Source organism: Streptomyces sp. NPDC060031 (assembly GCF_042736805.1).
Taxonomy (GTDB): domain Bacteria; phylum Actinomycetota; class Actinomycetes; order Streptomycetales; family Streptomycetaceae; genus Streptomyces.
Genome location: NZ_JBHWVM010000111.1, coordinates 1 through 21,483 on the forward strand (window position 1 = coordinate 1; position 21,483 = coordinate 21,483).

A 21,483-nucleotide genomic window follows, 5' to 3' on the forward strand; every position below is an offset into this window, starting at 1 on the left:
AGACGTTGCCCTTGAGGGTGATGCCGCCGGAGCCGGGGATGTCGTGGAAGCGGAGCTCGGCCGGTGTGGTCGCCGCAGCAGCCCGTGGAGGCGCGGGCCGCCCGGCCGGAGCGGACGCGCCGGCCCGCCGCCGCACCGGCGCCCGAGGAGACGACCGTTCACATCACCATCGGCCGCCTGGAGATCCGCTCCAATCCGCCGCGCACCGCCGCGGCCGCCGAGGCCGCCACCGCCCGCAGGCAGCCGCGCCAGCCCGCCGTACCGCTCGAGGAGTATCTGCGCCGGCGCTCGGGGGGTGCCCGATGAGCGACGCACGGGCCATCGAGGCGGTGACCGAGACGCTGCGGGCACTGGTCCAGGACGGCATCAGGACCGTCCTGGCCGGGGCGACCGCGGTGGTCCGCCCGCCGGACCAGGTCAACCCGACCGCGCAGGAGGCCCTGGTCAACCTGTTCCTCTACCAGACCGGGATGGCCGCCGAGCTGCGCAACGAGCCGCCGCAGCAACAGCTGCCCGGCGAGAGCGCGGAGCCGGCGCTGCCCCTCGTACTGCGCTACCTCCTCACGCCGTACGTACCGGACCACAACGACCTGGTGGCGCACCGGCTGCTCGGCGGGGCGCTCCAGGCACTGCACACCCGGCCCGTGCTGACCCGGGCCGACCTGGCCCAGACCGCCCCCTACAGCGACATCGCCCGGCAGGTGGACAGCGTCCGGATCACCTGGCACGCCTTCGAGGAGAAGGACATCTACTCCCTGTGGAGCGTCTTCCAGACGCCCTACCGGCTGACCACGGCCTTCGAGGTACGGGCCGTCCTCATCGACTCCAAGCGTCCGGCGCGCACGCCCGCGCCGGTGCTCACCCGCGGTACCGACGGCCGCGCCCCCGGGCCCGCGGCCGACGTCCGGTCGACGACGCCGAGGATCGACGGCGTGCGCTACCCCGGCGGCCAGAGCGCCGCCCGGGTCGGGGACTCCGTGGAGCTGTACGGCGCGAACCTGTCCGGGGTGAGCGCCGTCCGGCTCGCCCACCTGACCTCCGCCGGGTCCGTGGACGTTCCGGTGAGCACCTCGCAGGCGCCGGACCTCACCCTGCCGGCGGGGCTGCCCGCGGGCATCTGCGCGGTGACCCTGCTGTCCGGGTCCCCGCCCGCCGAACTGCCCGTCGGGCCCTGGTACCTCGCCCTCGCCCCGCGGATCACCAGCCTGATGCCCGCCACCGTCGTGCGCGACACCCAAGGGGACGCCGAGGTCGTCGTACGCGCCGAGCCGCCCTTCGCCGACGGGCAGCGGATCTCCCTGCTGCTCGGCGGGAACGCGCACGCCGCCGACGATGCCACCGGGGACACCGCGCGGTTCACGGTCGAGGGGGCCCGTCCCGGCGAACACCTCATGCGTCTGCGGGTGGACGGAGTCGACAGCCTCCTCGTCCTCGACCGCACGGCGAACCCGCCCGTGTACGACCCGGCCCAGCGGCTGACGGTGATCTGATGCACGCTACCGACGGCGACAACGCGCGGTTCCTCAGCGCCTCCCTGGACTGGCTGCGCCTCGTGCTGCGCCGGCACGCCGAGGGGCTGCCCGGGCCGGAGCGCCCGGCCCTCCCCGGGCCCACGCCCAAACCCGTATCCGACCCCGTGCCCGCTCCCGCCCGCCCGGAGGCCGAGGGGCGCCCGCCGCTGCCGTGGGGGCGCAGGCACCACGTGGCGCCGGCCGCGGTGGCCGCGAGCCCGGCCGACCGCGCCCGGTCCGGGGCGGACACGCCCACCGCCGACGACCTCGCGGCCGCCGCGGCCCGGATCGCGGAAGCCGAGGCGGCCGTGCCACCGCCGCCCCTGGTGGCGCTCGCCCGGCAGCTCGGCCTGAGCCGGTTCGAGCGCGACGTCCTGCTCATGTGCCTGGCCGAGGAGTTGGCGCCGGCCATGGGGGCGCTGTTCGCGGCCGCGCACGGCAGTGAGGCGATGGCCTTCCCCACCTTCGGGCTGGCCCTCGCCGTGCTGCCCGTTCCCTCGTGGGAGGCGATCTCTTCGCACGGTCCGCTGCGGTTCTGGCGGCTCGTCGAGATCAGTCATGCCGCCGGCTCCGCGCTGGTGACCAGTCCGGTCCGCGCCGACGAGCGGATCGTCGACTACGTCAAGGGACTCGACCACCTCGACGAGCGGCTCACCGTCCTCGTCACCCGGCTGCGGCCCGCCGTGCACGCGGCGCTGCCCGCCTCCCAGCAGGCCGCCGTCGCCCGGTGCGCGGCAGCCTGGGAACGCTCCCCGGCGCCCGTCGTCCACCTCGTCGGGGCGCAGCCGGGCAGCAAACGGCTCGTCGCGGCCCGCGCGGCGGCCTCGTTCGGGCTGACCGCCTACCGGCTGCCGGTCGCGCTGCTGCCCGAGCGGGCGGCGGACGCCGACCGGCTGGCCCGGCTGTGGGAGCGGGAGGCCGGGCTGATGCCCGTAGCCCTGTACGTCGACGCGGACGACGACGCGCACGGCGGGTACGACCCCTGCGCCCTCGGGCGGTTCCTCGCGCGGATGGGCGCGCCGGTGTTCGTCGGCTCCCGCGACGCGAGCCCCGACCTCGGGCGCAGCGCCGTGGTCGTCGACGTCGCGCCGCCCACCCCGCGCGAGCGGGCCGCGGCCTGGCGCGAGGCGCTCGGTCCGGCGGCGGGCTCCGTCCATGTCGACCTGCTCGCGCGGCAGTTCGCGCTGGACGTGCCCGCGATCGCGGAGGTGGCCGAGGCGAGCGGGCCGGACCGGGTGTGGGAGGCGTGCCTGGCGCGCACCCGGCCGCGGCTCGACGGCCTGGCCCAGCGGCTGCGCCCCGAGGTCGGCTGGGAGGACATCGTGCTGCCCGCGCACGCCGAAGTCCTGATGCGGCAGATCGCCGACCAGGTGGTCCGGCAGGAGACGGTCTACGACACGTGGGGTTTCGGAGAGCGGCTGACCCGCGGGCTCGGGGTGACGGCGCTGTTCGCCGGGCCGAGCGGGACGGGCAAGACGATGGCGGCCGAGGTGCTGGCCCGGGAGCTGGGCCTGGACCTGTACCGCACGGACCTGTCCGCCGTGATGAGCAAGTACATCGGCGAGACCGAGAAGAACCTGCGCCGGCTCTTCGACGCGGCCGAGGCGGGCGGCGCCGTGCTGTTCATGGACGAGGCCGAGGCGCTGCTCGGCAAGCGCAGCGAGGTCAAGGACGCCCACGACCGGTACGCGAACGTGCAGATCGACTACCTGCTCCAACGCATGGAGTCCTACCGCGGGTTGGCGATCATGGCGACCAACATGCGCTCGACGCTGGATGCCGCCCTCGTCCGCCGGCTTCGGTTCGTCGTCGAGTTCCCGTTCCCGGACGTCGCGCAGCGCCGGGAGATCTGGCGCAAGGCGTTCCCGGAGCACGCGCCGGGCCGCCACGAGCTGGACTACGACCGGCTCGCGCGGCTCGACGTGAGCGGGGCCATGGCCCGCAACATCGCGGTCAACTCCGCCTTCCTCGCCGCGGCGGACGGGGGCGCAATCACCATGCCGCTCGTGCTCCAGGCGGCCCGGGAGGAGTTCCGCAAGCTCCAGCAGCCGGTGCGCGAGCGGGACTTCGCCTGGTCGCGGCCCGCCGATCCGCACAGTGAGGTGCCGTCATGAGGGTGGTAGTGCACATCGAACGGCTGGTGGTGGACGGCAGGGACTTCGGGGAGCGGCTCCCTGCGCACCAGGACGAGGCCTTTCGGGCCGCGCTCCGCGGCGAACTCGCCACGCTGTTCGCAGCCGCCCGCGCGGCGGGGCCGTGGGTCCCGCGCACGGCCCGCTCGGTCGTCGTCCCCCTGTCGCGGCCCGAGGGACCCGGCGGGGCGGAGGTGTTCGGCAGGGCGGTCGCCCGGTCGCTGCACGCCGTACTCGCGCCGGGCGCGGGGCGGGGGCGGGCATGACCGGATTCCCCGGAGCGCCCCGGGTGGTGCGCGGCGGCTTCGTGCTGCTCGACCCGGACACGGGCCGCCCGCTGCGGACGGTTCCGTTCCAGTTCAACCCCGACTCCCTGACCCGCACGGTCCAGCCGCAGGGCATCGGCCCGGAGCCCGGGGACCGGCTGGAGGCCCAGCGGCTCAAGGGGCCGCCGCACGAGACGTACAAGTTCGAGGCGGAGTTCGACGCCACCGAGCAGCTCGACGATCCCGACGCGCACCCGGTGGAGGCGCAGAGCGGGCTGCTCCCCGTACTGGCGGCCCTGGAGAGCGGCTTCTACCCGAGCGTCGCGCAGCTCCTCGCCGAGGACCGGATGGCCGGCTTCGGCATGATCGAGGTGGCTCCGGTCGAGGCCCCGTTGACGGTGCTCGTGCTCGGGCGCAGCCGGGTGCTGCCGGTGCGGATCACGGAGTTCACGGTGGCCGAGGAGGCCTTCGACACGGCGCTGAACCCGATCCGGGCCAAGGTCTCGATCGGCGCACGGGTGTTGACCGTCGACGACCTCGGCTTCCGTCACAAGGGCGGGCTGCTCTACCTCCAACACCACCAGGCCCGCGAGCGGTTCGCCGGCCAGGTCACCCGCACCCCGTCCGATCTCGGCCTGACGAGTCTGTGAAGGAGCCCGCGTGTTCTCTGCCACGAGCCGCTACCAGAACGTCCCGACCGCCGAGCACACGCTCCCGGGCGGCCGGACCGTCACCTACGTCCGGCGCCGGTTCCCGCCGGACCCGGACACCCTGACCACGCTCACCACGCACGCCGTCGCGGCGGGCGAGCGCCTGGACCACATCGCCGCCCGGGAGCTCGGCGATCCCGAGCAGGCGTGGCGGATCGCCGACGCACACCGGGTCCTGGCCCCCGAGTCGCTGACGGCCGTCCCGGGCCGGCGGCTGCGGATCACCCTGCCCGCCGGGATGCCGCAGGGCGCGAGCGTGCTCGACGCGGGCGGGGGTCTCGGTGGCTAGCGGTCTCCAACTGATGCTCCTGATGGGGCCGATGCTCGCCGTCCCGGTGCCCGCCCCGCTGACCGACGCCCTCCAGTCGGTCCGGGTCACCACCTCGTCGGGGCAGGCGAGCGGCTTCCAGCTGACCTTCGCCGTGAGCGCCCGCTCGGTGATCCAGCAGTCGCTGCTGCCGCTGGGCTTCTTCGACCCCGGCATCCGGGTGGTCCTGGTCGCCGTCGTCACCGGCACCCCGACCGTCCTCGCGGACGGGGTCATCACCCAGCAGGAGCTGTCGCCGAGCGCGGAGCCCGGCGGCTCGGTGCTGACGATCACCGGCGAGGACCTGTCCGTCCTGATGGACATGCGCCACGAGCGGGAGTGCTTCCCCGGACTGCCGCACCAGGCACGGGTCATGGCGATCTGCGCCAAGTACGCCATGTACGGGATCACCCCGGTGGCGGTGCCGCCCGTGTTCACCGACGTGCCGAACCCGCTGGTGCACATCCCGATCCAGGCGGGCACCGACCTGGAGTACCTCAAGGCCATGGCCTCCGAGGTCGGCTACGTGTTCTTCCTGGAGCCCGGCCCGGTCCCGGGGACCAGCCTCGCCTACTGGGGCCCCGAGGTCCGCGCCGGGCTCGTCCAGCCGGCGCTGACGCTCGGGGCGGGGGCCGCGGCCACCGCCGAGACCCTGTCGTTCACGTACGACGGGCTCTCCCGCACCCAGTACACCGTCGCCCTCACGGAGCCCACGAGCAAAGTGCAGATCACCCTGCCGGTCCCCGACATCAGCCTGCTGCACCCCCCGCTCGCGGCGCGCCCGTCGGTGACGCTCAAGCAAGAGCCGGTGCCGGACCTCAGCGACCGGTCGGTGGCCGAGGCGCTGCTGCTGGGACTGAGCCGCACCTCGGCTTCGGCCGACGCGATCCGCGGGACCGGGAAGCTCGACGTGCTGCGCTACGGGCACGTGCTGCGCGCCCGGCGGCTGGTGGGCGTACGCGGCGCGGGCCTCGCGTACGACGGGCTGTACTACGTCTCGAGCGTCACGCACGACATCAGACGCGGCGAGTACAAGCAGAGCTTCACCCTCACCCGCGACGGCCTCGGCTCTCTGACCCCGGTGGTGATCCCGTGACGAAGGATGCGAAGAAGTACCACGGCCTGTACCAGGGGGTCGTGGTCTCCAATCTGGACCAACTGCGCTCCGGACGGCTCCTGGTGAGGGTCTGCGACGTGCTCGGCAACGACCCGTGCATCTGGGCGAGCCCGGCGACTCCGCTGGCCGGGCTGGCGAGCGGGATGTACATCGTCCCGCTGGTCGACTCCGGTGTGTGGGTGCAGTTCGTGGACGGCGACCCCGAACGGGCCGTGTGGACCGGCTTCTGGCGCGGCGGGGCCGGGGAGGTGCCGCCCGCGGCGCAGGCCGCGCCGGACGGCGTACCTCAGGTGGTCATCGGGACGCCCGCCCAGAGCTGTCTGCTGATCTCCGACCTCGGCGGGCCCGCCGGCGGCATCCTGCTGCAGCTGAAGGGCCCGGCGGGCCCGTACATCCGGCTCTACGAGGGCGGGGTCGAGATCGGCGCCTCCGCCGCCGGGCCGACGATCAAGGTGACGCAGGCCGGGATCGACCTCGGCAACGGCGCGCTCACCGTGCTGCCGGGGTGAGCGCGATGCCGGGTGTAGTCGTCACGACCGCGACCGCGGTCACCTGCGGGCACCTCGCCAAGGTGCAGGACACTCCCGCCCAGACCCGGGTGCTGGCCGACGGCGCGCCGCTGGCCACCACCCTGGACCAGCTGGTCGTCACCGGCTGTCCGGGCGTGAGCGGTTCCCCTCCGTGTACGAAGGTGCTCTGGACGGGACTCGCGGCGCGGGTGCTGGCCGGCGGGCAGCCGGTGCTCGTCCAGGAGTTCCCGCCGACCGGTCCGGTGCCCGGCTCCGGCGTGTGCGCCGGGCCGCCCCCGACGACTCCGATGGTCCTGGCCGGCCAGCTCCGTGTGACGGCGGGGTGAGCGCCTTGGACGTCGACTTCCCGTTCGGGATCGCCCGCACCGGGGGCACGCGGCTCACCGGCCACGAGGACCACGTGCGCGACATGATCGAGCAGGTCCTCTTCACCAGCCCCGGCGAGCGGGTCAACCGGCCCGACTTCGGCTGCGGTCTGCTCGACCTGGTCTTCGAGCTGAACAGCCCGGACCTCGCGGCCGCCTTGCAGGTGACCGTCCAGGGGGCACTGCACCGCTGGCTCGGCGATGTCATCGCCGTCAGGACGCTCGCCGTCACGGCCGAGGACTCCACGCTGCGGATCGAGATCGGTTACGTACTCCTGGCCACCGGCGGCGTCCGGACCGAAACCTTCGACAGCGGGGTGATCAGGTGAGCGGCGAGCGCACGCTGGCCGTACGGGCACGGGACGCCCGCGCCGCCGGCCTGGGCGGGATCGAGGCCGTGACGGTGGACGAGGGCCGCACCCGGCTCACCGTCACGCTCTTCGGTCCGGTGCCCGAAGGACTGGTCCCGGCCAACTTCCGCATCGACGGCGGGGTCGTCGCCCGGGACCTGCGGGTGGTCTCGGCCGAATCCGATCCCGGTCCCGAAGCCGATCCCGAAGCCGATCCGGACTCCGAGCTGCCCGGCCGGGTGCGGCTGGAGGTGGACCGTCCGGGCGACATCTCCACCTACCGCCTGCGGCTGGTACGGACCGACCCGTTCGGGCGGCCTGGCACCGAGCCCCTGGCGGGTTTCGACCCGTTCTTCGCGTCCGTCGAGTTCACGTTCGGCCAGGACTGCCCGGCGCTGGTGGACTGCCGGCCCGAACCGTGCGGGCCCGAGGTGTTCCCCGAGCCGGTCCTGGACTACCTCGCCAAGGACTACGCCAGTCTGCGCCGGGTCCTGCTGGAACGGCTCGGCCTGACCATGCCCGAGTGGGGCGAGCGGCACGCCGCCGACCTGATGATCACGCTGGTCGAGCTCCTCGCGTACGCCGGGGACCAGTTGAGCTGCGAGCAGGACGCCGTCGCCGCCGAGGCCTACCTGGACACCGCCCGGCTGCGGACGTCGGTGCGCCGCCACGTGCGGCTCGTCGACTACCCGATGCACGACGGCTGCGCCGCGCGGGCCTTCGTCTGCCTGTCCGCGGACTCGAAGGTCACCCTGCCCGCCGGGACCTTCCGCTTCCGGGCCGGCGGGCAGGTCTTCGAGCCGGTGCGCGCCGAGCCGGTCACGGTGCGTCCGGCGCACGGCCGGATCGCGCTGTGGGCCTGGGGGGAGCCGGAGTTCTCCCTGCCGGCCGGGGCGACCGCCGCGGCGCTGCGGGACGGCGAGGGCGAACACCGGCTCCGCCTCGAACCGGGGGACGTCATCGTCTTCGAGGAGGTCCTCGGGGCGGCGACCGGGCTGCCGGCCGACGCCGACCGCGGCCACCGGCAGGCGGTGCGGCTCGTCGGGGTCCGGCGCTCCGTCGACGGCCTGTACGGGCAGCACCTGCTGGAGGTGGAGTGGGCCGCGGAGGATGCCCTCGGGTTCCCGCTGCGGGTCAGCGCCGTCGGGGGGCCGCGGTGCACCCCGCTGGAGGTCGCCGTGGCCCGGGGCAATGCCGTACTCGTCGAGCACGGGGCGAGCCGTACGTGGTGCGGCGCGGAACCGGAACGGGCGACCTGGCCCCAGCGGCCGGAGGGCGTCCCCGGGTGCCCGTGCCCGCCGGACTTCGGGTGCGCCGACACCCGCGGCCAGGCGCTGCTGCCCGCGTACCCGCCGCTGCCGGAGCGGTTCTCTCCGCGGGTGCCGGGCGACGGCGGGACGATCCCGGTCAGTTGGACGGTGCCCTTCCCGCTGCCCGCGGACGTGGCGCGGGCGCAGGCCGGGCGGCTCGACGGGGTCGCCGGCCGGGCCCGGGAGCGGCTGCTGGCCCTGCTGCACGCCGCCGAGGAGGGCCGGCGTCCCGACGGGGCGGCGCTCGCCTGGCTGACGACCGTCTTCGGCGCGGCGGCACTGCGCCGGCTGCCGATGGGGACCGACCCGGTGGCCGCGCTGCGCACCCTGGCGGCCCGTTTCGACGAGCTGCTGGCGCGCAAACTCGCCCGGCTGGGCGAACTCGCCTGCCGGGCCCGGGCCGGGTACGTCCTGCGGGCCGGTGACGAGGGCTGGGAGATCGGGCAGACCTGGGGCGAGGCCGAGAGCGGCGCGCTCGATCCGGCGCGCGCCGTTTTGCGCGGACCGGCCGCGCGGGCGCTGGCGCCCAATCCCCGGGAGGCGCTGCCCTCCGTGGAGGTCACCGCGGTCGGCGACGACGCCGGGTCCTGGCTGCCCCGGCGCGACCTGCTCGACTGCGGGCCGGCCGACCGTGCCTTCGTGGGCGAGCTCGACGACGACGGCGTGCTCGGGCTGCGCTTCGGCGACGGCCGGGCCGGCGCCGTGCCCGCGCCGGGGTCCGCGCTGCGGATCCGCTACCGGCTCGGGAACGGGTCGGCGGGCAACGTCGGGGCGGAGGCGCTCGACACCGTCGAGCTGTGCGGGGTGTCGGGGGTCACGGTGCGGGTGCGCAATCCGCTGCCCGCCACCGGCGGCGTCGACCCCGAGCCGCTCGCGCAGGTGCGCAGGCGCGCCCCGGGGGACGCGGCCCGGCGGCAGCTGCGGGCCGTCACCGAGGCGGACTACGCGGCGCTGGCCGGCGAGGTGCCCGGCGTCCAGCAGGCGGGCGCCCGGCTGCGGTGGACCGGCTCCTGGTACGAGGCGCAGGTGGCGGTGGACGCGCTGGGCGTCGACACCGCACCGGACGGGCTGCTCGACCAGGTGCGGGAACGGCTCTACCGGGTGCGGCGGATCGGGCACGAGGTGCGCGTGGGGCCGGCCCGGCAGGTGCCGCTGCGGCTCGCGCTGTGCGTGGAGGCCGAGCCGTCGGCGGTGGCCGGGCACGTGCGCGCGGCCGTGGCGCGGGTGCTGGGGCACGGGGTGCTGGCCGACGGTACGCCGGCCTTCTTCCACCCCGACGCGCTGACCTTCGCCACGCCGGTGCGGGTGAGCCGGATCGTCGCGGCGGTCGCGGCCGTGCCCGGCGTGCTGTCGGTCGGGGTCACCGCGCTGGAGCGGCTCTTCGAGCCGTCGCCGGACGCGCTGCGCGACGGGGTGCTGCTGCTGCGGCCGGACGAGATCGCCCGGCTCGACGCCGATCCTGCCCGGCCGGAGAACGGCGTACTGGAACTGCGGATCGGGGGCGGGCGATGACCGGGCACGGTGCGTGCGGGGGCGGCTGCGGGGGCTGCGGGTGCGGGTGCGGCGGCGCGGGGGGTCCGGCGACCCCGGCGTCCACGTACAACCCGCCGGGCCTGTCCGCGCTGGCCTACCGCGTGGGCACGCACGGGCAGTTCATGGCCTCGATGCTCGAACGCCTGTCGGGTCGACCGGAGTTGGAACGGCTGACCGCCCGCACCGCCGATGATCCGGCCGTCGCGCTGCTCGACTGCTGGGCCGTGGTCGCGGACATCCTGACCTTCTACGGGGAGCGCCACGCGCAGGAGGGCTACCTGGCCACGGCCGTCGAGCCGGAGTCGCTGGTCCGGCTCGGCCGGCTGGTCGGCCACCGGCCGCGCCCGGCCCTGGGCGCCGGCGGGTACCTGGCGTACACGCTCGACCCGGGCGCGCGGGCCGTCGTACCGGCCGGGTCGCAGGCCAAGAGCGTGCCCGCGCAGGGTCAGCTCCCGCAGGCCTTCGAGACGTCCGAGGACCTGCCGGCCGACGCCCGGTGGAACACCCTCGCCGTACGGATGACCGCGCCGCCCCGGCTGGAGGCGCGGACGGCGCAGCAGCTGGAGCGCCTCACCTTCGCGGGGCCCGCGCTGGGCATCAAGCCCGGCGACCGGCTGCTGCTGCTGTTCGGTACGGCCCACGCGCCGGCCGTCCGGGTCGCGGCGGCCGCCACCGCCGACTACCAGGCCGCGCTCACCGTCGTCGACCTCGTCCCGCTCTCCCCCGCCGACCCCGTCGAGGCGGCCCTGGACGCGCTCCTGACCGCCTCCGACAGCGGCCCCCCGGTACCGGCCGCGGCGGTGCTGCGGACGGCGATCGCGGCGGCGATCGACCGGCTCGCCCCGGACGGCGGTCCCGCGAGCCGTACGTACTGGCGGCTCGCCGACGCCTCCCGGCTGCTGGGCGAGGGCGTCGCCTTCACGGCGGCCCGGTCGAACACGGCCCTGGCCGGGTGGATGGCCGATGACGTCACCGCCGCCGTACGGGCGGTGCGCGCGGCGCTCGTCGCCGTGGCCGCCGAACGGCGCCGCAGCCTGCCCGAGGTCGAGTACCTGCGCGAGCTCGCACACAGCCTGACCTGCCCCGGCCTCGGCCGCGAACGGACCGAGGCCGAGGACCCGGACCGGGAGCGGGACCCGGACCCGGACCGGGAGCGGGACCTGGACCGCCGGCGGGACCCGGACCGGGAGCGGGTCGCGGACCGCGACGGCTGTGGCTCCCGCGACTGCGACCGGGCCACCGCGCTCGTGGCCACCTCCTCGGTGCTCCCCGCGCTGCGCCGCACCCCGCCCGGGCTCCCGGCGGCGGGCCGCGATCTGAGCACGGGCCTGTGCGAACTGTGGGACGCGTCCAGCGACTCCGTGCCCGGACTGCTCGCCGCGGCCGACCCCCGCCTGGCCGGCGGCGTCCACCAGGCCTGGGCCACGCAGCGGATCGCCCCGCCCCGGCAGAACGCGGGCGTCCAGGTGCTGCGCGTCAAGGCGCGGCCCCTGGACCCGGCCGTCGATCCGCACCACGGGACACCGCCCGAGGGCGCCGAGTACCTCTATCTGGAGGGTCACCACGACGGTGTGCTGCCCGGCACCCGGGTGCTCGCCGAGCAGGCGCGCCCGCCGCACCCCGCCCGTGTGGTGGGCGTCGTCGAAGCCACCCAGCTGCGGTTGCCGTTCCCCACCCCGGCCGGCGCTCCGGCCGTCTTCGTGCCCGTCACCCGGCTCACCGTGGACGGTCCCTGGCACGCCGATCCCCCGGGCGAGCAGGCCGTCCCGTACGGGGACATCACCGTGTGGGCGGCGGGCGAGGACCTGACCCTCGCCGAGGACCCGGTCACCGACGACGTCGCGGGCAGCCTGATCGAGCTCGCGCAGGTCTGCCCCGGGCTGCTGCCCGGCCGCCGGCTGGTCGTCTCCGGCGAGCGGACCGACGTACCGGGCACGACCGGCGTCCTCGGCAGCGAGCCGGCCATGCTCGCCGCGGTCCGCCAGGGCGTCGGCGCGGACACGGGCGGCGACACCGTGCACACGACGCTCGTCCTCGCGGCGCCGCTCACCTACACCTACCGCCGCGACTCGGTGACCGTCCACGGCAACGTCGTGCCCGCCACGCAGGGCGAGACCCGCTCGGAGGTCCTCGGCAGCGGGGACGCCGCGCGGCCCGGGCAGTCCTTCGCGCTGCGCCAGGTCACGACGGCCGCGCCGCTGACGTACCTGCCCGCCGACACCCCGGGCGGCGCCGAACCCGCACTGACCGTACGGGTGGACGCCGTCCGCCGGCACCGGGCCGAGGACCTCTCGCTGCTCGGGCCGGCCGACCAGGCGTACGGACTCGCCCAGGACGCGGCGGGCACGGCGACGATCTCCTTCGGCGACGGCGTGCACGGGTCCCGGCTGCCGACCGGGGTGGAGAACGTCACCGCCGTCTACCGGGTCGGCGCGGGCCCGGAGGGCAATCTGCCGCCCGGCCGGATCACCCAGGCCGTCAGCCGCCCGCTCGGGGTGAACGCGGTGACCAATCCGCTCGCCGCCACGGGCGCCGCGGCCGCCGACGGCCCGCGCGACACCCGCGCCGGGATCCCGCTGCGCACCCGCGCCCTGGACCGGCTGCTGTCCGTACGGGACTACGCCGACTTCGCGCGCGCCCGCGCCGGGATCGGCCGGGCCGCGGCCGCCCTGCTCTTCGACGGCCGGTGCGAGAGCGTCCACGTCACGGTCGCCGGGGCCGGCGATGTGCCGCTCTCCGTCTCGGATCCGCTGCTGGGCTCCCTGTCCGCCGCACTGAGCGACTTCGGGGATCCGCACCTCCCGGTCCGGGTCGACGTCCGCGAGCTCGTGCTGCTGGTCCTCTCGGCGGGCCTCAAGGTGCTGCCCGACCACTCCTTCGAGACCGTCGAGCCGGCGGTACGGGCCGCCGTGCTCGGCGTACTCGGCTTCGCCGCGCGCGACCTCGCCGAACCGGCCCTCCTCAGCCGGGTGCTGGCCGCGATGCAGGCGGTGCCGGGGGTGGACCACGTCGACGTCGACGTGTTCGCCGGGATCGCGGCGGCCGCCGATCCGCTGGCGCTCGTCGACCTCGGCTCGGCCCTGCGGGGCGCGGCGCGGACGGTGGAGGCGCTGCCGGCGCGGGCCGAACCGCTCGTGCACGACGTGGGCTCGGACCCGACGGGCACCGCCGACACGCTGACCTCGGTCGCCGTGCGGTACGGCGTACGGGTCGAGGAGCTGGTCGCCCTCAACCCGGGCCTGCGCTCCCCGGTGTTGGAGCGGGGTCGGCGCCTCGTCGTCGCAAGGGACGTCCGCCCGGCCCAGCTCGCCGTCATGACCCCCGACCTGCCCGAGACCCTGATCCTGCGGAGGCTGCCGTGACCACCGGTGCGGAACGGACCCTGTACGAACTGCTGCCGGCGCTCCACCGACGCCGGGACGCCGAGGAGGGCTTCGCGCTGCGGGCGCTGCTGGCCGTCGTGGAGGAACAGCGCGCCCTCGTACGGGAGTCGGTGCGCCGGCAGTACGCCGACTGGTTCGTGGAGACCTGCCAGGACTGGGTGCTGCCCTACATCGGGGCCCTGGTCGGGTACGAGGCGCTGCCCGGGTACGAGGAGGCGCTGGCGCGCGGCGGCGAGGAGGCGAAGCGGCTGGCCGCCGTGGTCGCACCCCGGCGCGACGTCGCCCGTACCATCGCCGGCCGGCGCCGCAAGGGCACGCTGGCCGTGCTGGAGGAGTTGGCGCGCGATGTCGCCGACTGGCCCGCGCGGGCGGTGGAGTTCCGTACGACGCTCGGACACGACCAGCCCGTACGACGGTACGCGGCGTACTCGCGGGACATCGAGGACCGGCTGCGCGTCGGCGGTCTGGCGGATCTGCGGCGCGGGGAGGAACTCGACCTGCTCGACGGTCCGTTCGACCGGCTGTCCCACACCGTCGACGTACGCCGCATCGAGTCGGCGTACAGCCCCGGACACGAAGGGGTGTCGGGTGTCGGGCTGTTCGTGTGGCGGCTCGGCGCGCACTGCCTCACCCGGGCGCCCGCCTATTGCACCGACCGCGACCGCAGCCACTACACCTTCAGCATCCTCGGCAATGACACCCCGCTGGTGACCCTGCCCGTGCGCGAACCGGCGCCGACGCACGTCGCGGACGAGACGAACGTGCCCGCCTTCATCCGGCGGCGCGCGTTCGAGGAGCGCACGGCCCACTACTACGGTCCGGGCAAGAGCCTGTGCATCTGGACCGAAGGGGACACGCCGGTGCCGCTGTCGGCGATCGTCGCGGCGGACCTGTCCGACTGGGGCCAGGCGCCCCGGCGCGGGCAGGTCGCCGTGGACCCGGTGCTGGGCCGGATCGCCTTCCCGGCGCGCTCGGCGCCCGACTCGGGGGTGCGGGTGAGCTACCAGCACGCCTTCTCGGCGCCCATGGGCGGTGGGGAGTATCCGGTGGCCGTCGCGCCCGCGGGACCGCGGGCGGCCTTCTACCGGGTGGGGCCCGGGCAGGAGTTCGAGCGGCTGATGGACGCGGTCACACGCTGGTACGAGGACAAGCGCGCCCACCCGGCTCGCCGCGAGGCGGTGATCGAGCTCGTCGGGTCGGTGGCGTTCCAGGAGCAGATCGAGATCCGGCTCGACCACGGCGACCGGCTCACCCTGCGGGCGGCGCCCGGCAGCCGGCCAGTCCTGCGGCTGCTCGACTGGTACGCCAACCGCCCGGACGCGCTGCGGTTGATCGGCACCGGGCGGGGCTCGGGCCCGCTGCCGTCGGTGCGGCTGGCCGGGCTGCTGGTGACCGGACGGAGCGTGCGCCTGCAGGGCCCGGTCGGGCGGGTGGAGGTCAGCCACTGCACGCTCGTGCCCGGCTGGTCGCTGGGCGAGGACTGCTGCTGCGAGCACCCCGGGGAGCCGGGCCTCGAACTCGTCCGGACCCCGGCCTGCCTGGAGGTCCGCCACAGCATCACCGGGGCGATCGTGGTGGAGGCGGACGAGGAGTGCACCGGCCCGAACCGGATCTTCCTCTCCGACTCGATCCTCGACGCCACGTCGGCGGAACTGCCCGCGCTCGGCGGCCGCGAGGACGGGTGCGCGTACGCCGAATTTTCCGCCCGGCGCACGACGGTGATCGGCTCGGTGCGCACGCACGAGGTCGGGCTCGTGGAGAACTGCCTGCTGGACGGGCTGGTCCACGTCTCGGTGCGCCAGCGCGGCTGCGTCCGGTTCTGCTACCTGCCACCGGGGTCGCGGACGCCCGCGCCGTTCCACTGCGAGCCGGCCACGTCCGGGGATCCGGCCCGTGTCGTGCCCCGGTTCACGAGCACCACGTACGGGACGCCCGGCTACGGGCAGCTCTCCTCCGCGTGTGCGCGGGAGATCCGGCGGGGGGCCGAGGACGGCTCCGAACTCGGCGCCTTCCACGACCTGTTCCAGCCCCAACGCGAGGACGGACTGCGCAGGCGGCTGGCGCAGTACACGCCGGCCGGCACGTCGAGCGGCGTCCTGCTCGTCACCTGACACCACGTCATCCCCCATCGCGTCACCGAGGAGGAAACTCTTGTCCGTCGACATCTCGCGCGTCTCGTTCGACCCGTCGAAGCACTATTCGCGGATCGTCCACCAACAGGGCCGGGTCACCCTCGACGCGGACGCGAACGAGCAGACCGCCGTCCTGCTGCACTATCTGCGCACCGTCGTCGCCGACGTGCTCGGGCCGGCGGCGGCCCCGCGGGACGCACCGGGTTTCACCCTGACCCGGATCGCGCAGGACCCGGACCGCGACCTCACGATCGGCGTCGGGCGCCTGTACGTGGACGGGGTGCTCGTCGAGAACGACGCCCGGACCACCTACCTGACCCAGCCCGAGGGCTACGTCGACCCGGAGACGGCCCCCGTACCGGACGGGCCGGCGCTCGCCTACCTGCGCGCCTGGGAGCGGGAGATCACCGCGATCCAGGACCCGGCCATCCGCGAGATCGCGCTCGGCGGCGCGGGCCCGGACACGGCGGCCCGGGCCAAGGTCGTGTGGCAGGTCGTCCTGCACGGCTTCGGGGAACGGGAGGATCCCGGGAGCGCGGAGGCGTCCGCCTGGTTCCGGTCCTGGCTGGACGGACTGTACGCACCGGCCGGGCTGATGGCCGCGCGGGCCCGGCACGAGCCGAAGGGGCCGGTCGACGCCTGCGTCATCGCGCCCCGGGCGCGGTTCCGGGGTCCGGAGAACCAGCTCTACCGGGTGCAGATCCACACCTCGGGGGTCGGCCTGTTCCCCGATGGCGACGGGGGCCGGGTGGTGCGGCCCCGCCGCCGGGGTGGCGCGGGCAGGGACCAGCAGCCCGAGGCGCCCGTGGCGACCTTCGTCTGGTCGCGGGAGAACGCCTCGGTGGCCCTGCCCGTGGCCTCGGTCGCGGGACCGGTCGTGACGCTGGAGACCTGGGGCCGGGACCACCGGCTGGGGCTGGACGTCGGGGACTGGGTCGAACTCGTCGACGACGCCACGGCGGTGCACGCCGCGGACGAGGTGCCGGGCGCCCCGCCGCAGCGCGTCCACCAGGTCGTCGCGGTCGACGTGCCCGGCCGCACCGTCACCCTCGACGCCGATCCGGGCGCCGGGCCGCCCGGCGGGCAGCCGCCGCTCACCGTGGGCGGGGACCCGGAACTGCACCCGTACCTGCGGCGCTGGGACCATCGTCCGGAGCCGGGCGCGGACGCCCTGCCGGTGGTCCTCGACACCTGGATCGCGCTGGAGGACGGGGTGGAGGTCCGCTTCGGCAGTCGCCATCAGCCCCAGCCGACGCGGAGGGACGGGGAGAGGGGGGAGCGGACGCCGGGTCGCTTCCGGCGGGGCGACCACTGGCTGGTCCCGGCCCGCACGATCCCCGGCGACGTCGTCTGGCCGCAGGAGGAGGACGGTCCGGCCGCCGTCCTGCCGCACGGCGTGGTCTACCACTACGCGCCGCTGGCCTATCTGCCCGCCGGGGCGGGTGACCCCGTCCCGCTGGTGACGACGTTCGCCCCGCTGTTCCCCGCGGAGGGGTGAGCCGTGGCCCCGCGCGAGGTGCCCGCCGTCCCCGCCCGGACCGAGCGGCGGGCCCTGTCGCGGGCCGCCGAGCCCGAGGCCCCGGCGGCCGACGGGCGCCTCGAGGCGGCGGCCGACCGGTTCGCCGAGCGGTACGAGTCCCTCGCGCACGGGGCCGTACGCCCGATGCCGCGGCTGGACTCGGCGGCCTCGCCGACGGGGACCGCCGGGGCTCCCCTGGACTCCGCGACGCGGGCGGACATGGAGCCCCGGCTGGGCTGGGACCTGTCCCAGGTCCGGGTGCACACCGGGCGGGGCGCCGCCGACTCGGCCGCGGCCCTGGGCGCGCAGGCCTACACGGTCGGCCGGCACATCGTCCTCGGGGACGGCGTCCGGCCCGGCTCGGGCGCGGGGCAGCGGCTGCTGGCCCACGAACTGGCCCACGTGGCGCAGCAGGCCCGCGGCGAGGGCCTGGGCAGGCTCCACAGGAAGCCCCTGCCCGCGACCGGGAAGAAGACGAAGGGCAAGGGCCGCCCGTTCTGGGTGCCGGTAACCCGCGAGATGGGCCCGGTCGAGCTGCTGCGCGCGTTCGTCGCCCAGTACTACCGGAGCGTGGACCAGGCGGAGATCACCCGGCGGGTTCCCCTGTGGCACTGGAACAAGCCGGGCGGGCTGTCGGCGACGGCCGATGACGTGGCCCGCCACGGGATCTGGCTGACCGTCACCGATGTCACCCAGACCGCGCTCGACCGGCTCCCCCAGGCCGAACGGGAGCAGATCAACGCGGAGGCGGACCAGCGCTTCTGGGAGCAGAACGCTCTTGCGCCGGGTACGAAGCTGGGCACGGGCCCCGAGGACGCCACCCTGCGCGCACGCTGGCTCGGGGCCCGCGCCGACGTGGCGAGCGAGCACGAACTGCTCCGGGAGATCCACGCCCTGCCCGCGGACGTCAAGGCCATCCTCTTCGCCGGACAGAAGCCGCTGGTACCCGAGGACTACGAGAACGTCCTGCGCCTCGGCCGCAGGCTCGACGCCCTGACCCCGGCCCAGCGTGCGGCGTACCGGGACAAGATCACCGGGACGACGGCGGACTGGGCCGAGCTCGACGCGTCGATCGGCCGGTTCGAAGCCCAGCAGCGCAGTCGCGAGGCCGACGCGGAGCGCACCGAGGAGGCCGCGGCCACGCTGTTCGGGTGCGAGGAGCTGTACCGGCTGTGGAAGCACAAGAACGCCCTCCATCAGCAAAATATCCAGGCCAGTCCGTACATCGGCTACAAGCCCGACATGTGGCGCCGGGCCTCGGAGGCCGAAGACGAGTTCAACGCGGCCCTGGCACTTCACGGGTTCGCCGACGAACGGGCGTTCCTGAGCGCGGTGGCCACCTACCGGCTGCGCTTCCGCACCGAGGCCGTGAACATCGCGCTCGACGTCCTCGACCACTACGACCACCTCCTGTACGAGGAGGAGCGCAAGCTGCGGACTCCCGGCTACGTCGGGTCGCTCGTCTCCGGCATCGCCAGGACCAACGCGCGCGCCGACTACGCGGCAGCCGCCGAGAAGGAGTCGCAGGCAAGGCTCGCCCGCATCAGCGCCGATCCGGATTCCTCCTCCAGCATGCTCCAGGCAGCACAGGAATCGTCCGAGTACAGCGCCGAGGCCGACTCGTTGCGGAACTCGGCCGAAAAGGCGGTGGTGACCGCGGCCGGCGATGATCCCATCATCGACCCGGAGAAGCTGGGCCGCGCCACCGACCGCGAGAAACTCGCCGGGCTCGACGAGCCCGGCACCCTGCAGTACCTGCTGGGGGTGATCAACGCCCGGCGAGCGGATACCGCCCAGGCCCGCTCCGAGCTCAGCCGCGATCCCGACCGCGTCTTCAGCCAGCCCAAGCTCGTGTCGGTGACCAAGGACAGCCTGGGGGCCGACTCCGACAACGTCTACGGCCAGATCGTGGACGACCACGTCGAGTCCGTGCGCCAGGATCACATCTTCTCGGCCGTCGTCTTCGGGATCATCGCCCTCGTCCTCGCGCTCCTCGTGCCCGTCGGCGGGTGGGTGGCCGCGCCCGCGCTCGTCGGGAACACGGTGATCAGTGTCTACCAGGCCGTGGAGGCGGTGAAGGAGTACCAGAAGCAGTCCGCCGAGTTCCGGCTGTCGTTCATCACGGACGACCCCTCGCTCGCGTGGGTCGTGGTGGCCGTGGCAGCGGCCGCGCTGGACCTCGGGACGACAGCGGCCCTGGTGCTCAAAGGGTCGGCGAAAGGGCTCGCCTCACTCGAAGGTCCGCTGCGCGAGTTCTCCGCCGCGTCGGACGCGGAGTCGGCCGCGGCCCGTTTCAAGACCCTCGCCGCGAAGATCGACGAGGCGAAGGGACTCGAACAGGGGCTCAAGGACGCGCTCACGACACAGGCGGCGGCCACCAAGGGCCTGGAGCAGGTGATCGGCAAGATCGCGAGCCGGCCCATGGGTTTCGCCGGGGCGGTCGACCTCAGGCTGGTCATGAAGGGCTTCTACCACCTCGTCAGGATGGGTGTGAGCTCGTTCACGAAGCTGCGCAAGCAGAAGCAGCTGCTGCAACTCCTGGGCGACGTGACCAAGCTCCCCAAGGCCGCCAAGAACGAACTCGAGGCGGCCTTCAAGGAGGTGGAGGCGATCGTCGACGCCGGCGCGAAGCACAAGATGGACGAGGCCACGGCGCTGGAGTTCATCGACCGGGCAGCCGCCGCCCGGACGGCCGGCGGCGTGAGCGAGTTCGATTCGATCCTGGCGGAGGCGAAGGCCTGGCGCCCCCCGACGCGCGAACAGATCCGGGCGCAGGAGGCCCTCGGCAGTGCCGCGGACGAACTCCGGTCGTTGCGCATGCTCCGGGCAGAGAGCCTGAAGGAGCTGAAGGGGGGGCCGAAGACCGCCTCCGGGGCAACGGATCACGCGCGGATCGCGGAACTGCGCGACAACCTCGAGGGCCTCGACGACGTACGCCACGTGGGGCGCGACGGCACGACGTGGACGGAACAGGGCGCCATCTCCCGGGCGAGGGCACAGTACCTGGCGGCCGAGCGGCTCGCCGAGACGGCCCGGATCAGCCCGGTCAAGCGCATGCGGGCATTCTTCAACGGCTCCGCTGAGCGTGCCGAGATCTCGGGGTCGGCCACGATCGACCAGGTCGGAAAGCTGCGTTCGTCCTCGGGGGGGCTGGAGGTCGACCACGTCGTCTCGTTGGACCGCATGTCGCAGATGGAGGGCTTCAACAAGTTGAAGCCCTTGGAACGCCATCAGCTCGCGGTCCGCAAGGACAACCTCGTCCTCATGGACGCGTCCGCGAACTCATCCAAAGGTCCCCGCAGTTGGTCGGCGTGGGAGAACGCCTCCAACTACTACCCCGACCCCGCTGACGTCCTGCGGTGGAAGACCAAGGACGCCGATCTGACCGTCACGATCCAGAACTGGATCCGCGACACGGTCCGCGGCCGCTGAGACCCGGCCTGCGTCAACGTCCACCGGCGGGCCGGGGCACCACCCGGACGAGTGCGTTCGTAGACCCGCGTGCGGGGAAGGGAGAGGGAGCACAGGGAGAGGAGATCGATGCCGTACGACACGTCGCTGCCGGCACCCGTACTGCGCCTGCTGGGTACGTTCCGGCTGGAGGCGGCGGCCGGCGCGGTCGCCGTCGAGGCTCCCGGGCAGCGACTGCTGGCCTTCCTCGCGCTCAACCGGAGCGTCAGCCGCGGGGTCCTTGCCGGGACGCTGTGGCCGGAGGCCGGGGAGGTGCACGCGCAGGGCAGTCTGCGGACCGCGCTGTGGCGGCTGCGCCGGGGCGGGCAGCACGTCGTCGACAGCCGCGGCGAGATGCTCGCGCTCCGCGAGGAGGTCACGGTCGACGTGCACGCCTTCCTGCGTACGGCGCTGCGCGTCGTGGACGCCGACGGCGACGCGGGCGACGATCCCTGCGCGGGTCTGCTGTTCGCCGGGGACCTGCTGCCCGGCTGGGACGAGGAGTGGACGCTCTTCGAGCGGGAGCGGCTGCGCCAGCTGCGGCTGCACGCGCTGGAATCGCTCAGCGCCCGGCTGACCCGGTCCGGGCGGCACGCCCTCGCCCTGGACGCGGCGCTCACCTGCGTGAGCATCGAGCCGCTGCGGGAGAGCGCGCACCGGGCGGTGGTGGCGGTGCACCTGGCCGAGCACAACGCGGTGGAGGCGGTCCGCCAGTACGGGGCCTTTCGGCGCCTGGTCTTCGCCGAGCTCGGGCTCGAGCCGTCGGCCCGGTTCACGGCGATGCTTCCGCCGGGGTCGGCGGGGGCCGCGGGGGCTGCGGGCTTGCGGTGACGCCGTGGGGGCGGGAGCGCGCGCACACCCGCACCCC

General features: G+C 74.8%; 16 protein-coding genes. All 16 read left to right on the forward strand.

Features of this window, described 5'->3' with window-relative positions:
- The first annotated feature begins 63 nt into the window (after positions 1–63).
- Positions 64–306 (forward strand): hypothetical protein, encoded by a 243-nt coding sequence (locus ACFWB8_RS32580; protein ID WP_385235360.1) that lies wholly within the window; start codon positions 64–66, stop codon positions 304–306.
- Positions 303–1,490 (forward strand): DUF4255 domain-containing protein, encoded by a 1,188-nt coding sequence (locus ACFWB8_RS32585; RefSeq protein ID WP_385235363.1) that lies wholly within the window; start codon positions 303–305, stop codon positions 1,488–1,490. The genes ACFWB8_RS32580 and ACFWB8_RS32585 overlap by 4 nt, the downstream gene beginning before the upstream one ends.
- The gene (locus tag ACFWB8_RS32590; RefSeq protein ID WP_385235366.1) at positions 1,490–3,625 is read left to right on the forward strand and encodes an ATP-binding protein; all 2,136 of its coding nucleotides are present in this window, start codon (positions 1,490–1,492) and stop codon (positions 3,623–3,625) included. The genes ACFWB8_RS32585 and ACFWB8_RS32590 overlap by 1 nt, the downstream gene beginning before the upstream one ends.
- Positions 3,622–3,909 (forward strand): hypothetical protein, encoded by a 288-nt coding sequence (locus tag ACFWB8_RS32595; protein ID WP_385235369.1) that lies wholly within the window; start codon positions 3,622–3,624, stop codon positions 3,907–3,909. The genes ACFWB8_RS32590 and ACFWB8_RS32595 overlap by 4 nt, the downstream gene beginning before the upstream one ends.
- Complete coding sequence (locus ACFWB8_RS32600) at positions 3,906–4,559, forward strand: hypothetical protein (RefSeq protein WP_385235372.1); 654 nt, start codon at positions 3,906–3,908, stop codon at positions 4,557–4,559. Before ACFWB8_RS32595 ends, ACFWB8_RS32600 begins: the two co-directional genes overlap by 4 nt.
- A 10-nt stretch (positions 4,560–4,569) precedes the next feature.
- Entirely contained in the window at positions 4,570–4,908 is a 339-nt protein-coding gene (locus ACFWB8_RS32605; protein ID WP_385235375.1) for a LysM domain-containing protein, read from the forward strand.
- A complete protein-coding gene (locus tag ACFWB8_RS32610) occupies positions 4,901–6,022 on the forward strand; it encodes a hypothetical protein (RefSeq protein ID WP_385235378.1) in 1,122 nt (373 codons plus the stop codon). The genes ACFWB8_RS32605 and ACFWB8_RS32610 overlap by 8 nt, the downstream gene beginning before the upstream one ends.
- A complete protein-coding gene (locus ACFWB8_RS32615) occupies positions 6,019–6,552 on the forward strand; it encodes a phage baseplate assembly protein V (protein WP_385235380.1) in 534 nt (177 codons plus the stop codon). The genes ACFWB8_RS32610 and ACFWB8_RS32615 overlap by 4 nt, the downstream gene beginning before the upstream one ends.
- Positions 6,553–6,557: 5 nt before the next feature.
- Positions 6,558–6,899, forward strand: a complete 342-nt coding sequence (locus tag ACFWB8_RS32620) for a hypothetical protein (protein ID WP_385235383.1) — start codon at positions 6,558–6,560, stop codon at positions 6,897–6,899.
- Positions 6,896–7,267 carry a GPW/gp25 family protein gene (locus tag ACFWB8_RS32625; protein WP_385235386.1) on the forward strand — a complete coding sequence of 124 codons (372 nt, stop codon included), beginning with the start codon at positions 6,896–6,898 and terminating at the stop codon, positions 7,265–7,267. The genes ACFWB8_RS32620 and ACFWB8_RS32625 overlap by 4 nt, the downstream gene beginning before the upstream one ends.
- Positions 7,264–10,110: a putative baseplate assembly protein gene (locus tag ACFWB8_RS32630; RefSeq protein ID WP_385235389.1), complete on the forward strand. Its 2,847-nt coding sequence runs from the start codon at positions 7,264–7,266 to the stop codon at positions 10,108–10,110. Before ACFWB8_RS32625 ends, ACFWB8_RS32630 begins: the two co-directional genes overlap by 4 nt.
- Positions 10,107–13,493: a putative baseplate assembly protein gene (locus ACFWB8_RS32635; protein WP_385235392.1), complete on the forward strand. Its 3,387-nt coding sequence runs from the start codon at positions 10,107–10,109 to the stop codon at positions 13,491–13,493. The genes ACFWB8_RS32630 and ACFWB8_RS32635 overlap by 4 nt, the downstream gene beginning before the upstream one ends.
- Positions 13,490–15,625, forward strand: coding sequence for a hypothetical protein (locus ACFWB8_RS32640; protein ID WP_385235395.1), 2,136 nt, complete (start codon positions 13,490–13,492; stop codon positions 15,623–15,625). The genes ACFWB8_RS32635 and ACFWB8_RS32640 overlap by 4 nt, the downstream gene beginning before the upstream one ends.
- 40 nt (positions 15,626–15,665) lie before the next feature.
- Positions 15,666–17,144 carry a DUF6519 domain-containing protein gene (locus tag ACFWB8_RS32645; protein ID WP_385235398.1) on the forward strand — a complete coding sequence of 493 codons (1,479 nt, stop codon included), beginning with the start codon at positions 15,666–15,668 and terminating at the stop codon, positions 17,142–17,144.
- Between the two features lie 3 nt (positions 17,145–17,147).
- A complete protein-coding gene (locus ACFWB8_RS32650) occupies positions 17,148–20,597 on the forward strand; it encodes a DUF4157 domain-containing protein (RefSeq protein ID WP_385235401.1) in 3,450 nt (1,149 codons plus the stop codon).
- Positions 20,598–20,705: 108 nt separating this feature from the next.
- Positions 20,706–21,446 carry a BTAD domain-containing putative transcriptional regulator gene (locus ACFWB8_RS32655; protein WP_385235404.1) on the forward strand — a complete coding sequence of 247 codons (741 nt, stop codon included), beginning with the start codon at positions 20,706–20,708 and terminating at the stop codon, positions 21,444–21,446.
- The last annotated feature ends 37 nt before the right edge of the window (positions 21,447–21,483 follow it).